Origin of the sequence: Rhodanobacter soli (assembly GCF_040548735.1) — a bacterium.
In the GTDB taxonomy this organism is placed as follows: Bacteria; Pseudomonadota; Gammaproteobacteria; order Xanthomonadales; family Rhodanobacteraceae; genus Rhodanobacter; species Rhodanobacter soli_A.
In genome coordinates this window covers 1,099,999-1,113,821 of record NZ_JBEPSD010000001.1, presented here as the reverse complement: position 1 = coordinate 1,113,821, position 13,823 = coordinate 1,099,999, and the positions used below count along the sequence as shown (strand labels likewise).

The window sequence follows — 13,823 nt, the reverse complement described above, 5'->3', positions numbered from 1 at the left end:
TCCCAGGCACGGAGCGTCGTGTCGAACTGTCGTTTTATCGGGAAAACCGCAGCGGATGCCCCTCGCTTCCAAGGATGAAAGAAACATGAAGGCTTAATCAGACTGTACGGTACGGTTTGCTTTTATCACAGGTTAAAACTGTGTTAGCATCCGCTCCTGATTGGCTGCTGCCTACACAGGTACCAACTACAATGATCAAGCAGCGTACGCTTAAGAACATCATCCGGGCGACCGGCGTCGGCCTGCATACGGGTGACAAGGTGTACATGACCTTGCGTCCCGCGGCGCCGAATACCGGCATCGTGTTCCGCCGTACCGACCTCGACCCGCCGGTGGATATTCGCGCCCGCCAGGACAACGTCGGTGATACCCGGCTGTCGACCACACTGGTCAACGGTGATGTGCGCGTCTCCACGGTCGAGCATCTGCTCTCGGCGATGGCGGGCCTCGGCATCGACAATGCCTACGTCGACCTGTCCGCGCCGGAAGTGCCGATCATGGACGGCAGCGCCGGTCCGTTCGTCTTCCTGCTGCAATCCGCCGGCATCGAAGAACAGAACGTGGCCAAGCGCTTCATCCGCATCAAGAAGCCGGTGAAGGTGCAGGAAGGCGACAAGTGGGCCAGCTTCGAGCCGTTCGAAGGCTTCAAGGTGGGCTTCTCGATCGACTTCAATCACCCGATCATCAGCCAGCGCACCTCGCGTGCCGAGATCGACTTTTCCACCACGTCCTTCGTCAAGGAAGTGAGCCGCGCGCGCACCTTCGGTTTCATGCGTGACATCGAGATGCTGCGCGAACACAACCTGGCGCTGGGCGGCTCGATGGACAACGCGGTGGTGCTGGACGACTACCGCGTGTTGAACGAAGACGGCCTGCGTTACGAGGACGAGTTCGTCAAGCACAAGATCCTCGACGCGATCGGCGACCTCTACCTGCTCGGCCATAGCCTGATCGGCGCCTATCACGCGCACAAGTCGGGCCATGAGCTCAACAACAAGCTGCTGCGCACGCTGATGGCCGATGCCTCGGCGTGGGAAGAGGTCAGCTACCAGGACGACCCGGCTACCTCGCCGATCTCCTACGCCCACCCGGCACAGGCGATCTGAGCCAAGTTCGCTCCTCTACAAACCCTTCACTGAAAACGGCCGTGTCGCGAGACATGGCCGTTTTTTGTGATGCGTATCGCATTTCTGTCGCGCTGCGCTTCACGGCTTCATGACATCGGGGGTTATTCCTTAACAAACTGCATGCTATAAACCCGCTTCCGGGACACGGAACGGGGCGGTCAGTCCGTTTCGGGCAAGGGGGAATCAGCGGTTTCGGCGAAGGACGCCAGCTCAAGGAACAGTACCCGCCATTCGGGGTCTGTGAATGACGCGGCGGCGGCCCTGAGATGGGCGGCGGCGGCGGGCGAAAGCGGTTTCGACCGGTCCGGCGTTATTGCTGCCGGTGGTGGGGGGGCCACTTTCACGGTGACTGAACTGGCGCAGGTGCCGATGGCATGTGCGGTGGCAAGGATTTGTGTCTGCATCAAGCGCAGGCGCGATGCCCAGCCCGGTGAAGACGCCAGGAAGACGAGGCGGTCGTTGCGCAGGTTGGCGAATCTCACCTGCTCGCGCAATGGCGATGGCAACGTCTGGCGCAGTGCGCGGTCCAGCGCTTCCAGCGCACCGGCCTTTCGGGCCAGTGTCGCGAAGGAGCCGCAGTCGGCGAGGGACTTCGGTCCGTTGCCGGTGCGGCGGGAAGTGGCTGGGGTGGCGCGTTGCATGGTGCCGAATTCGATCTTGGAAAGACATGCAAATCATACTCGTATCACGTGCCAGGAAATTGCCCAAGACCCTCGATCTGGCGAACCGGCGCCTGCGCTGGAAGCTGATTTCGGTGGCCTCGCTGGCGGTGCTCGGTTGCATGGGGGCCGGGGTGGCGCTGGCCATGCTGGTGGCCAGCCCGCGTGATCGGGCACTGGGCGAGATCCACGACTTGCAGCAACAGATCCAGCAGCAGAATGCCCAACTGGGCGGGGTACGCCAGGATGCCCAGCGTAGCCTCGACGCGCTGGCCGTGAAACTTGGCCAGCTGCAGGCCCAGTCGACCCGTCTGAACGCACTGGGCGAGCGGCTGGCCGAGGTCGGCAAGCTCGACGATGGCGAATTCGATTTCGACCAGCAGCCGGCGGTGGGCGGCATCGAGGACGCCGGCAGCAGCGCCTATGCCCTGCCGCCTGTGCTGGACAAGAGCATCAACCAGCTGGCCAGCCAGTTCGACCGGCAGCAGGCGCAGTTGTCGGCGCTGCAGAGCCTGCTGCTGGATGCCAAGATCGAGTCGAACCTGAAGCCGACCGGGATGCCGGTGCCGGGCTACATTTCCTCCTATTTCGGCGTGCGCGCGGACCCGTTCGATGGCCGCTCGGCACGGCATACCGGCATCGATATCTCGACCCCGCTCGGCACGCCGGTGCACACCGTGGCCGAAGGCATGGTGACCTTTGCCGGGGTGCGCAGCGGCTATGGCAACGTGATCGAGATCGACCACGGCAACGGCTACATGACCCGTTATGCGCACAACAGTGCATTGGTGGCGCATCCGGGCCAGCATGTGCAGGTCGGCGACGTGATCGCCCGGGCCGGCTCCACCGGCCGCTCCACCGGGTCGCACGTGCATTTCGAGGTCTGGTACGACGGCCGCGTGGTCAATCCGCTGGCGTTCGTGCGCAGCCATCGCTGACCCTGGGCCTCCGCGCCGTCATCCCTTGAATCCCGCCATGCCCGGCGCCATTCAGGACGGCGGGATCGGCATGGCTTGAGCGGCCGTGTCCCGGCAGGGCCGGCCCTCGTGGGCGGCGCCCTGTTGGCATGTAGTAACATGCCCGATTGGCCCGCGCCTGCAGCGGGCATTTCACTCCCAACCCGGAAGATCGATGTTCAATCGTGCCCTGACGAGCCTGTTTGGTAGCCGCAACGAGCGCGTATTGCGCCAGCTTTCCAAGAGCGTTAACCGCATCAATGCGCTGGAGCCCGAATTCGAAAAGCTGAGCGATGACGCCCTGCGCGGCAAGACCGACGAGTTCAAGCAGCGCATTGCTGCCGGCGATTCGCTGGACAAGCTGCTGCCGGAGGCGTTTGCGGTGGTCCGCGAGGCGGCCAAGCGCACCCTGGGCATGCGTCATTACGACGTGCAGATGATCGGCGGCATGGTTCTCCATCAGGGCAAGATCGCCGAGATGCGCACCGGCGAGGGCAAGACCCTGGTCGGCACGCTGCCGGTCTACCTGAATGCGCTGGCCGGCAAGGGCGTGCATGTGGTTACCGTGAACGATTACCTGGCCCGGCGCGACTCCGCGCAGATGGGCAAGCTGTACAACTTCCTCGGCCTCAACGTGGGCGTGGTGTATCCGGGCATGGATCACGCCGACAAGCACGCGGCTTATGCCGCCGACATCACCTACGGCACCAACAACGAATTCGGTTTCGACTACCTGCGCGACAACATGGCGTTGAGCAAGGAGCAGCGCTACCAGCGCGGCCTCAACTACGCGATCGTCGACGAGGTCGACTCGATCCTGATCGATGAGGCACGCACTCCGCTGATCATCTCCGGCCCGGCCGAGGATTCCCCGCAGCTGTACCTCGCGGTGAACAAGATCGTGCCGCAGATGATCCGCCAGACCGAAGAAGACGGCGAGGGCGACTACTGGGTCGACGAAAAGCAGAAGCAGGTGCACCTCTCCGAGGCGGGCATGCAGCACGCCGACGAGCTGCTGCGCGCGGCCGGCGTGATCGAGCAGGACAGTGGCCTGTACGACTCGAAGAACCTCGCCGTGGTGCATCACCTCAACGCGGCGCTGCGCGCCAACGGCATCTACCAGCGCGACGTCGACTACATCGTGCGCGACGGCGAGGTGATCATCGTCGACGAATTCACCGGCCGCACCCTGGCCGGCCGGCGCTGGTCCGACGGCCTGCACCAGGCGGTCGAGGCGAAGGAAGGCGTGCCGATCCAGCGCGAGAACCAGACGCTGGCCACGGTGACGTTCCAGAACCTGTTCCGCATGTACAAGAAGCTGGCCGGCATGACCGGTACGGCCGATACCGAGGCGTTCGAGTTCCAGAGCATCTACGGCCTGGAGGTGGTGGTGATCCCCACCCACAAGCCGATGATCCGCAAGGACAACGCGGACATGATCTTCTTGTCGCAGGATCCGAAATACCGTTCGGTGATCGAGGACATCAAGGACTGCCACAAGCGTGGCCAGCCGGTGCTGGTCGGCACCACCTCGATCGAAGTATCCGAGCTGCTGTCCGACCTGCTGAAGAAGGCCGGGGTGGCGCATGAAGTGCTGAATGCCAAGCAGCACGAGCGCGAGGCGCACATCGTCGCCCAGGCCGGCGCGCCCGGCCAGGTCACCATCGCCACCAACATGGCCGGCCGCGGTACCGACATCGTGCTCGGCGGCAGTCTCGACGCGGCCATGGCCGCGCTGCCCGAGGACGCCGGCGAACTGGATCGCCAGCGCGTCAAGGCCGAGTGGAAGAAGTTGCACGAGCAGGTACTTGCCGCCGGCGGCCTGCACATCATCGGCACCGAACGGCACGAGTCGCGCCGCATCGACAACCAGTTGCGCGGTCGTTCCGGCCGCCAAGGCGATCCGGGTTCTTCCCGTTTCTACCTGTCGCTGGAAGATAACCTGCTGCGCATCTTCGGCGGTGAAGGCCTGGTGCGCTGGATGAAGCGCTTCGGCATGAAGGACGACGACGCGCTGGAAGATCGCATGATCAGCCGGCAGATCGAAAAAGCCCAGCGCAAGGTCGAACAGCACAACTTCGACATCCGCAAGCACCTGCTGGAATTCGACGACGTCGCCAACGACCAGCGCAAGGTGATCTACCGCCAGCGCGACGAACTGCTCGACGGCGAGGAGGTGCAGGCCACCGTTGCCGACATCCGCGACGACGTGGTGCAAAGCATGGTGCGCGCATACGTGCCGGACGACAGCATCGACGAGCAGTGGGACCTGGCCGGCCTCGACCGCGAACTGGAAAGCGAGCTCGGCCTGTCGCTCGACCTGCAGCACTGGATCGAACAGCAGCAGGAGATCGACGCCAGGATGATCCTCGAGCACGTCCGCGAAGGGGTGAACGAGCTGTTCCGGGCGAAGGAGGCGCAGATCGGCGCCGACACCATGCGCCAGCTGGAAAAGCACATCATGCTCACCGTGGTCGACAATGCCTGGAAGGATCATCTGGCCAGCATGGACTACCTGCGCCAAGGCATCTACCTGGTCGGTTATGCGCAGCAGGACCCGAAGCAGGCGTTCAAGCGCGAATCGTTCAAGCTGTTTTCCGACATGCTCGAGCGGATCAAGGCCGAAGTGGTGCAGATGCTGGCGCGGATCCGCATTCGCAGCGAAGAGGAAGTCGCCGCGATGGAGGCCGAGCAGCGGCGTCTGGCCGATCGGCTGCAGAAGCAGATGCAGGCGAGCGGCGGCGGCGCTCCGCCGGCCGGCGCGTTTGGCGGCGACGTGGCGGAGGTGCCGGTCGGTGCCGGCATGCGCCTGGCGCAACAGCCTGCGCAGCACGATGGCCCCAAGGTCGGTCGCAACGATCCCTGTCCGTGCGGTTCTGGCAAGAAGTACAAGCACTGCCACGGCCAGCTGGCCTGAGCCATTCCGGGTATCACGAAAAACCCCGCTGCGGCGGGGTTTTTTGTGGGCACGTAGTCAATACGCGGAGAATCAGTCCTCGACGCCGGGCGGTCGCTTGCGATGCGGTTCGGCGTTGACCGCAATGTACTGCGGCTCCTCCCCGTCCAGTCGCAGCGCGGTGAGCTGCCCACCCCAGACGCAACCGGTGTCGATCGCGTGGACGCCGAGTCCGGCGAAGCGGCCCAGCGCCGACCAGTGGCCGCAGACGATACGGGTATCGCGCCGGCGCATGCCGGGCACTTCGAACCACGGGTACAACCCCGCCTTCTGCGTACCGGGCACGCCCTTTGCCTCGAAGTCGATGCGGCCGTTGACGTCGCAGTAGCGCATCCGGGTCATCGTGTTGATGGTGGCGCGCTGGCGGTCCAGCCCCTGCAGCCGGCTCGACCATACCGCCGGCCGGTTGCCGAACAGGTTGCGCAGCAGCCGTGGATGACGCGTACTGGACAGCTCACGCTCGACATCTTCGGCGGAACGCAGCGCCTGGCGCAGCGTCCACATCGGTGCAAGGCCCGCGTGCACCATCGTCCAGTTCAGCTGCTCGTTGTGGTGCAGCAGTTTTTGCGAGCGCAGCCATTCGAACAGCACCGGCGCGTCATCGGCGAACAGTACCTCGCGCAGCTCCGGGTTCACCCGGGCCTGTGCGTCGGGCCGGCGCTGGGCGATCGCCAGCAGGCTCAGGTCGTGATTGCCGAGGGTGACCACGCTGTGTTCGCGCAGGCCGTGGATCAGACGCAACGTTTCCAGCGATTGCCCGCCGCGGTTGACCAGGTCGCCGCAGAACCACAACTGATCCTGCGCCGGGTCGAAGCGCAGCTTGTCGAGCAGGCGTTGCAATTCGGGGTAGCAGCCCTGCACGTCGCCGATCGCGTATGTAGCCATGTCAGCGCAGGGCCATCAGTGCAGCGTACGCGGAATGGACAAGGTGAAGGTCGGGATGGGGGCTTCGAACTCCGTGCCGTCGTCGGCCAGCATCTGGTAGCTGCCGCCCATGGTGCCGACCGGGGTCTCCAGCACGGCGCCGGAGGTGTATTCGAAATCGTCGCCGGGCCGCATCCACGGCTGTTCGCCGACCACGCCCTCGCCGGTCACTTCCTCCACCTTGCCGTTGGCGTCGGTGATCATCCAGCGGCGGGTGAGCAGGCGTGCGGGCATCTCGCCGGCGTTGCGCAAGGTAACGGTGTAGGCGAAAACGTAGCGATTGTCACCGGGCTTCGATTGATCGGGGACGAAGCGGGTTTCGACCTGCACGTCGATCGTGTAGGAAGATTTTTCAGTCATGTCCGGATTGTAAGGCCTGTCGCCATGAATGGGGCGGAGTGGCCACGATCGGGATGCCGCTTCTTCGTCAGAGCGCGCCGTAGACCTTGGCCAGGCGCACGAAGTCGGCTGGGGCGAGGGTCTCGGCGCGTGCCTTCGGATCGACGTCGGCACGGCGGATCGCATCGGCGTCGAGCAATTGCTTCAGCGCATTGGCCAGCGTCTTGCGCCGCTGCCCGAACGCGGCTTTGACCACGGCGTAGACATGCTCGGGTTGCGCGTCATGCAGCTCGTGCGGTTCCAGCGGCAGCAGCCGCACCACCGCGGACTCCACCTTCGGCGGCGGGCGGAACGCTTCCGGCGGCACGTCGAACAGCGGTTCGACCCGGCACGCCAGCTGCAGCATCACCGACAGCCGGCCGTACACCTTGCTGCCCGGTTCGGCGGCCATGCGGTCGACCACTTCCTTCTGCAGCATGAAGTGCATGTCCTGGATCGCCGCAGCGTGCTCGATGCAATGAAACAGGATCGGGCTGGAGATGTAGTACGGCAGGTTGCCGGCGATGCGCAGCCGCGGTACGCCATGGCTGTGCGCGAGTGCGCTGAAGTCCACCTTCAGCACGTCGGCGTGGATGATGTGCAGTTCTCCTGCAGCGGCGGCACGCGCCTGCAAGGCGGGGATCAGGTCGGTGTCCAGCTCGATCGCGGTGAGCTTGCCGGCTGCGGCCAGCAGCGGCAGGGTCAGTGCGCCCTCGCCGGGGCCGATTTCGACCACGAAATCCTCCATCCGCGGTGCCACCGCGCTGACGATGCGATCGACATAGCGCCGGTCGTGCAGGAAATGCTGGCCGAAGCTTTTCTTGGGGCGGGCGTTCATGGGGCAGGAATCAATGGGCAGAAGTGAACGAGTGGGCTGCCTTCGCTTTTACTCATTTCTCTCTCCAGCCTGCTCGTTTCTGCGCCGGACCAGTGCGAGTGCCATGTTTGCCGCGGCGATCAGGCTGGCCGGATCGGCACTGCCGGTGCCAGCCAGGTCCAGCGCGGTGCCGTGGTCGACCGAGGTACGGATGAACGGCAGGCCGAGGGTGAGGTTCACGGTGCGGTCGAACGCCTCGCTCTTCAGCACCGGCAGGGCCTGGTCGTGGTACATCGCCAGCACCGCGTCGTAGCGTGCGCGCTGCGCCGGCACGAACGCGGTGTCGGCGGGCAGCGGGCCGAGCAGGTGCATGCCTTCGCCGCGCAGCGCGTCCAGCACCGGGATCAGCGTGTCGATTTCCTCGTGGCCGAGATGGCCGCCTTCGCCGGCGTGCGGGTTGAGGCCGAGCACCGCGATGCGCGGCTCGGCGATACCGAACTTGCGCTGCAACTCGGCGTGCACGATGCGCAGCGTACGGGTCAGCGCGGCGGGAGTGACCGCTGCCGGTACCGCCGCCAACGGCAGATGGGTGGTGACCAGCGCCACCCGCAGTTCCGGACTGGCCAGCATCATCACCACGTCGGCGTGCGCGCGTTCGGCGAAGAATTCGGTGTGTCCGCTGAAACGGATGCCGGCGTCGTTGATCGAGGACTTCTGCAGCGGCGCGGTGACCACTGCCTCGTAGCGGCCGGCCATGCAGCCGTCGGCAGCCTCGGCCAGCGTGTCCAGCACGTGCCGGGCGTTGCGCGGATCGGGCCGTCCGGGCACTTCGTCGATGGCCAGTGGGATGTGGCGCACACGCAGCGTGCCGGGACGGCGCGCCACCTGCGTGCTGCCGTCGTCATCGACCAGTTCGACGGCAAGGCCGCAGCGTGAGGCCGCGCGTTGCAGCAGGGCGCGATCGGCGATCGCCACCAGGCCCGCGGCCAGCGGCGTGGCGGCCAGGCGGATCAGCAACTCGGGGCCGATGCCCGCCGGCTCGCCCGCGGTAAGCGCGAGCCGGGGCAATGGCATGGTGTCCAACCGCCTTTACGGCGAGCTGGCGGCAGCCTGATCGTCCGCAGCGCGCAGCTCGGGCACCAGGATGTCGACGTAGGCATTGGAGCGCAGGTCGCGCAGGTAGTCGTCGTAGGCCTGCTCGGACTTGCGGGTGCCGATGGCCTGGCGCGCCTGGTCACGTTCGATCTGCGTGGTCTGGTCGCTCTGGCGCTCGCCGAGCCGCTGCAGGATGTGCCAGCCCGCGGCGCTCTGGAACGGCTGTGACACCTCGTTGTCCTTCAGCTGGCCCAACTGTGTGGCGATGGCCTGACCCCATGCCTGCTGCGGGAACCAGCCCATGTCGCCGCCGAGATTGGCGCTGGTGTCGTCCTTGGAGTTTTCCTTCGCCAGGGTGGCGAAGTCCTCGTGCTTGTCGACGATGCGGTGGTACAGGTCCTGCGCCTTCTGCTCGGCCTGGGCCGGAGTCAGCAGCTCGCTCGGCTTGATCAGGATCTGCCGGGCGTGCAGTTCGGTGACCATCTTGCGGCTGCTCTGGCGCTGGTCGACCAGCTTGAGGATGTGGAAACCGGTAGGGCCGCGCAGCGCCGGGCTGACGTCGCCGGGCTTCATCGAGGCGATGGTGTCGGCGAACGCAGGCGGGATCTCGTCCAGCCGGCGCCAGCCGAGGTCGCCGCCCTCCAGCGCATCGGGCGCGTCGGAGTAGCGGATCGCGGCGGCGTTGAAATCCATGCCGCCATGGATCGCGGCCAGTGTCTGCTCGGTCTTGGCTGCGGCGGCCTGGATCGCGGCCGCGTCGGCGCCGCCGGGGATGCTGATCTGGATGTGCGCCAGGTGCACTTCGCCGGCCTTGTAGGTCGGGCTGCTGAGCAGGTTGTCGATCTCGCTGTCGGTGACCGAGACCGAGTCCTGCACCACGCTCTGGTGCAGCCGCTGCACGGTGATCTGGTCGGCCAGCTGCTCGCGGAACGAGGCGAAGCTGGCGCCGCTGCGCTCCACCTCGGCACGCAGTTGCTCGGGGCTGAGCTTGTTCTGCTCGGCCACGCCCTGGATGGCCTGGTCGACGTCGGCGTCGGATACATGGATGCCCTGATCCTGCGCCTTCTGGATCTGCAGCCGCATCAGCACCAGCCGGTTGAGCACCTGCTGCTGCAGCACGTTCATCGGCGGCAACTGCTCGGTGTGGCCGGCGTACTGCTGCTGCACCGAAAGCACGGCGTCGTTCAGTTCGCTCTGCAGGATCACGTCATCGTTGACCACCGCCACGATGCGGTCCAGCGGCTGGCTGGCTGGCGCGGCCGGCGTGAGCAGCTGGGCGTGGGCGGGGAGCATGATCGCGAGCGCGAGCAGGAGAGATGCAAGGGATTGCTTCATCAGTGGAAAGCCTGGGTCGCCGGGGCGAGTGCGTTTATTGATAGCCGAGAATATCACGGCGCAGCAGTGGATCGATTTGGCCGCCGGTGGAGCCCAGCCCCTTGAAAACCACCTCGAACAGGACGGCGTTGTCGCGCCGGTCGAGGTTGCCACCTTTGGGAACCGGTCCAAAACCGTAGTAGCTCTGGTTCACGTAGCTGCGCCCGACCAGCCGCAGCGACACGCAGCAGCTGTCGTACTCCACGCCCGCCAGCGCATCGACGCTCTGGCGGTCCTTCACCGAATAAGTCCATGAGCCCACCAGCCGCCAGCGTTCGGACACCGGGTAGACCACGGAAGCGCTGTATTGTTCCAGCAGGCCGCGACGATAGCGGTAGGAGAAGTTGAATATGCCGTCGGTGCGCAGGCGCCGCTGCAATTGCACCGCGGCCATATCGGTGAGGCGGGTGTTCGGGCTCCACTGGTAGGCGCTGTTCAGGCGCCAGCGATCGCTGAGCTGCACGTCGAGCTGGGCCACGTAGGCCGAGCGGACCCAGTCGGTGGCCAGCACTTTCTGCGGGCTGAAATAGTGGATCTGGCCGATGCTGGCCGACACCCGCTCGACACCGCTGTCGTCGAGCAGGCGGGTGGTGAGCGCCGCGGTGAGGTTGTTCGCGTCCATCTGGCGGTCGGCGCCGGAGAACTGGTTGGTCGAGAACAGCTGCCAGTAGTCGAACGACATCACGTTGGTGTCGAACAGCGGCAGGTTGTTCTGGTTGCGATACGGCACGTACAGGTAGAACAGCCGTGGCTCCAGAGTCTGCGTATAGCTGCTGCCGAACAGCGTGGTGCTGCGATCGAACACCAGCCCGCTGTCGAGGCTGACGACCGGCAGCGAACGAGTCGGCGACTTCTGGTCGAACGGCGTGGTCGCCCCGCTGCCGAGCGGCCCACGGTAACCGTAATCCTGATAGTCGCTGCCCAGCTGGTAAGCGGTGTAGCGGTAGGCGAGCCGCGGCCGCACGAACCAGGCGGAGGTGCCGAAGTCGGCGGCCAGGTAGGGGTAGATATCCTCGCGCTCGCCTTCGACGGAGCCGGTCTTGCGGAACGCCACCGCCGAGGTGTCCATGCCGAATTCCAGCCAGCGCGACAGCGGCACGTCCATGCTGAATTTCGCGTAGGGCAACTGCCTGTACGGCAGGCCGCGATCGGTGACGAACGGGTTCACGTTCTGGTAGATGGTGCCGCCGAACGAGGCGCTCCACCACTTGCCGCCGCCCACGATCGCGGCGTTCGAGCCCAGCGTGTAGACCGCCGCGTGGGACAGGGCGTCGCCGTAGTCGTACAGGTAGCTGCTGTCCGAGGCATGGTTGTACGAACCCACGAACTGCCAGCCCTGCCACAGCCGCGTGCGATCGGAGAACTTGACCAGGTAGCGGGAGTCGTCCTTGGTATCGGCGAGGCCGTCGCTCTCGCCGTGGTCGTTCGGCACGTATTCCACGTTGAGCTGGCCGCGGCTGCCCGGCGTCAGATAACGGAATTCGCCGGCCAGCATCGCGCCGCGCTCGCTGTAGATGCGCGGGTCCAGCGTGGCGTCGTAATTCGGCGCCAAGTTCAGGTAGTACGGCGTGCTGACCTCGAAACCGGAGCGGCTGGTGTTGCCGATGGTGGGGTAGAGGAAGCCGCTCTTGCGGCGGTCGTCGACCGGAAAGCTGAAATACGGCAGGTACAGAAACGGCACGTTGCCTAGGCGCATGGTGGCATTGCGCGCCACGCCGACGCCGGTTTCCTTGTTGATGGTGATCGACTTGGCGCGGAACTCCCACAGGTGGTGGCCGACGTCGCAGGTGGAGTAGGTGGCCTGCGAGTAGCGCGTGTGCTGCGCGTCCAGCATCTGGCCCTGGCCGGCCGTGCCGTTGCCGCGCGCGTCGAGCATCTGGTAGCGCACGTCGTCGGCGATGCCGCGGCTGGCTTCCGTGTTGCCGCGCATGCGCGAGGCGGCCAGCAGCTGGCCGGCCTCCTGGTAGCGCACGTTGCCACGGGCGTCGTAGTCGGTGCTTCCGTCGTTGTAGTCGATGCGCTCGGCCTGCAACTGCTGGTCGGCACGTTGCAGCTTCACGTCACCGGACAGGTGGTAGACCGACTGGTTGGAGCTGTCCACGTGCTGCGCCTGCACCAGGGTCGGGCTGGTCTCGCGCAGGCTGGCGTCCTTGCCCAGGCTGGGATCGTAGAACTCCAGCAGGGCATTGGGCCGGCACATCGCGTAGTTGAGTGGGCGCGGCGCACAGTGGAACGAACCCAACGGGCAGGCCAGGTCGGTCTGGTTCGAGGGGCTTGCGGGGGAGATCTGCGCGTTGCTGGCGTCGGCCTGGCCGCCGAACACGGCAAGGGCGGCAGCAACCGCCAGCAGGCGGCGTGGAGGTAGCTTGGGCGTCACGGGGAATCTGCCGGCTTCGAAGGCTCGTTAAGCTAGCAGAAAGACCCTCCGGACGGCAGATAAAGGTTTCCCGCTGCACGCCGGGATTCAGCATGGGCGGGCGGGAAAGAGGCTGGACTGGATGCCGGGTAGCGGTGCGTTGCGTGCTTTCCGATGGGGTTTGGCAAGCTCCGAACCCTCACCTCAATCCTCTCCCGCGGGGAGAGGAGGCAAACGAGCGCGCTGCGCGCGGGAGCTACTCCATGAGAGCGCCGACGTGCGCGCTCACGCTGGCGGCCAGTGCGGCCAAGTCATAGCCGCCTTCCAGGGTGGAGACCAGCCGCCCGCCGGCGTGCGCGTCGGCCAGCGCCGCCAGGCGTTCGGTGATCCACGCATAGTCTTCCTGGCCCAGCCGGATGTCGGCCAGCGGGTCGTTGCGATGGGCGTCGAAGCCGGCCGAGACCAGCACCAGCTGCGGCTTGAACGCATGCAGCCGCGGCAGCAGCACGCTGTCCCACAATTCGCGGAATTCGTGCGAGCCGGCACCGGGCGACAACGTGCCGTTGACGATGTTGCCCACGCCGCGCTCGTCCTCACGGCCGCTATCCGGATACAGCGGCGACTGATGGCTGGAGGCGAACAGCACGCGCGGCTCGTGCTCGAAGATGGCTTGCGTGCCGTTGCCGTGGTGCACGTCGAAATCGGCGATCGCGACCCGTTTGAGGCCATGCGCGACCAGCGCATGGGCGGCGCCCACCGCGATGTTGTTGAACAGGCAAAAGCCCATCGCCTGGTCGCGCGTGGCGTGGTGACCCGGCGGGCGCACGGCGCAGAACGCGCGCCGCGCACTGCCGCCGAGCACCGCGTCGACCGCCGCGACCATGGCGCCGGCCGCACGCAGGGCCGCCTCGGTCGAGCCGGGGCCCATCACGGTGTCCGGGTCCAGGGCGAGCATGTCGTCCGGCGGCGCACCGAGCAGGATCTCCCTGATGTGGGCTGCGCTGTGCACGCGCTGCAGCTGTTCGCGGATGGCTTGCGGCGCCTCGATGCGGTCGAGCGCGGCGAAACGGTCGTGGTCCAGCGCCTGCAGCACTGCGTGCAGCCGCGCTGGTCGCTCGGCGTGGCCCGGACCGGGGTCATGCAGCAGGCAGGCGGGATGGGTGTACAGCCGCAGCATGCGG

The 13,823-nt window shown here is 66.0% G+C and carries 11 protein-coding genes; 3 read left to right on the top strand and 8 right to left on the bottom strand.

What is annotated here, in order from left to right; translation table 11 throughout:
• Positions 1–191: 191 nt before the first annotated feature.
• Positions 192–1,106, top strand: a complete 915-nt coding sequence (lpxC, locus tag ABIE04_RS05255) for a UDP-3-O-acyl-N-acetylglucosamine deacetylase (protein WP_108471909.1) — start codon at positions 192–194, stop codon at positions 1,104–1,106.
• Between the two features lie 179 nt (positions 1,107–1,285).
• On the opposite strand, the gene ABIE04_RS05250 is transcribed toward lpxC, so the two are convergent.
• The gene (locus ABIE04_RS05250) at positions 1,286–1,768 is read right to left on the bottom strand and encodes a DUF721 domain-containing protein (protein ID WP_354547516.1); all 483 of its coding nucleotides are present in this window, start codon (positions 1,766–1,768) and stop codon (positions 1,286–1,288) included.
• Between the two features lie 26 nt (positions 1,769–1,794).
• Between ABIE04_RS05250 and ABIE04_RS05245 the strand changes: the two genes are divergently transcribed.
• Together ABIE04_RS05245 and secA are read left to right on the top strand one after the other, a co-directional pair.
• Positions 1,795–2,724, top strand: coding sequence for a M23 family metallopeptidase (locus tag ABIE04_RS05245; RefSeq protein ID WP_354547515.1), 930 nt, complete (start codon positions 1,795–1,797; stop codon positions 2,722–2,724).
• Between the two features lie 193 nt (positions 2,725–2,917).
• Complete coding sequence (gene secA, locus ABIE04_RS05240) at positions 2,918–5,659, top strand: preprotein translocase subunit SecA (RefSeq protein ID WP_354547514.1); 2,742 nt, start codon at positions 2,918–2,920, stop codon at positions 5,657–5,659.
• 72 nt (positions 5,660–5,731) lie between these two features.
• Here secA and ABIE04_RS05235 read toward each other — a convergent pair whose 3' ends face one another.
• The 7 genes from ABIE04_RS05235 to ABIE04_RS05205 all read right to left on the bottom strand — a co-directional run bounded on the left by ABIE04_RS05235 (position 5,732) and on the right by ABIE04_RS05205 (position 13,819).
• Positions 5,732–6,583, bottom strand: coding sequence for a symmetrical bis(5'-nucleosyl)-tetraphosphatase (locus ABIE04_RS05235; protein WP_354547513.1), 852 nt, complete (start codon positions 6,581–6,583; stop codon positions 5,732–5,734).
• A 15-nt stretch (positions 6,584–6,598) separates the two neighbouring features.
• Positions 6,599–6,982 (bottom strand): Co2+/Mg2+ efflux protein ApaG, encoded by a 384-nt coding sequence (gene apaG / locus ABIE04_RS05230; RefSeq protein ID WP_007509311.1) that lies wholly within the window; start codon positions 6,980–6,982, stop codon positions 6,599–6,601.
• 67 nt (positions 6,983–7,049) lie between these two features.
• Positions 7,050–7,838 (bottom strand): 16S rRNA (adenine(1518)-N(6)/adenine(1519)-N(6))-dimethyltransferase RsmA, encoded by a 789-nt coding sequence (gene rsmA / locus ABIE04_RS05225; RefSeq protein WP_354547512.1) that lies wholly within the window; start codon positions 7,836–7,838, stop codon positions 7,050–7,052.
• A 48-nt stretch (positions 7,839–7,886) separates the two neighbouring features.
• Complete coding sequence (gene pdxA / locus ABIE04_RS05220; protein ID WP_354547511.1) at positions 7,887–8,891, bottom strand: 4-hydroxythreonine-4-phosphate dehydrogenase PdxA; 1,005 nt, start codon at positions 8,889–8,891, stop codon at positions 7,887–7,889.
• 15 nt (positions 8,892–8,906) lie between these two features.
• On the bottom strand, positions 8,907–10,247 hold the full coding sequence (locus ABIE04_RS05215; protein ID WP_354547510.1) for a peptidylprolyl isomerase: 1,341 nt from the start codon (positions 10,245–10,247) through the stop codon (positions 8,907–8,909).
• Between the two features lie 34 nt (positions 10,248–10,281).
• Positions 10,282–12,663 (bottom strand): LPS-assembly protein LptD, encoded by a 2,382-nt coding sequence (locus ABIE04_RS05210; RefSeq protein WP_354547509.1) that lies wholly within the window; start codon positions 12,661–12,663, stop codon positions 10,282–10,284.
• A gap of 235 nt (positions 12,664–12,898) precedes the next feature.
• Positions 12,899–13,819, bottom strand: a complete 921-nt coding sequence (locus ABIE04_RS05205) for a histone deacetylase family protein (protein WP_354547508.1) — start codon at positions 13,817–13,819, stop codon at positions 12,899–12,901.
• Between the last annotated feature and the right edge of the window lie 4 nt (positions 13,820–13,823).

What these genes read in the sequence shown, in the direction of transcription:
- lpxC (WP_108471909.1), top strand. Translation starts at nt 192, where the DNA reads ATGATCAAGCAGCGTACGCTTAAGAACATCATCCGGGCGACCGGCGTC.
- ABIE04_RS05250 (WP_354547516.1), bottom strand. Translation starts at nt 1,768, where the DNA reads ATGCAACGCGCCACCCCAGCCACTTCCCGCCGCACCGGCAACGGACCG.
- ABIE04_RS05245 (WP_354547515.1), top strand. Translation starts at nt 1,795, where the DNA reads ATGCAAATCATACTCGTATCACGTGCCAGGAAATTGCCCAAGACCCTC.
- secA (WP_354547514.1), top strand. Translation starts at nt 2,918, where the DNA reads ATGTTCAATCGTGCCCTGACGAGCCTGTTTGGTAGCCGCAACGAGCGC.
- ABIE04_RS05235 (WP_354547513.1), bottom strand. Translation starts at nt 6,583, where the DNA reads ATGGCTACATACGCGATCGGCGACGTGCAGGGCTGCTACCCCGAATTG.
- apaG (WP_007509311.1), bottom strand. Translation starts at nt 6,982, where the DNA reads ATGACTGAAAAATCTTCCTACACGATCGACGTGCAGGTCGAAACCCGC.
- rsmA (WP_354547512.1), bottom strand. Translation starts at nt 7,838, where the DNA reads ATGAACGCCCGCCCCAAGAAAAGCTTCGGCCAGCATTTCCTGCACGAC.
- pdxA (WP_354547511.1), bottom strand. Translation starts at nt 8,891, where the DNA reads ATGCCATTGCCCCGGCTCGCGCTTACCGCGGGCGAGCCGGCGGGCATC.
- ABIE04_RS05215 (WP_354547510.1), bottom strand. Translation starts at nt 10,247, where the DNA reads ATGAAGCAATCCCTTGCATCTCTCCTGCTCGCGCTCGCGATCATGCTC.
- ABIE04_RS05205 (WP_354547508.1), bottom strand. Translation starts at nt 13,819, where the DNA reads ATGCTGCGGCTGTACACCCATCCCGCCTGCCTGCTGCATGACCCCGGT.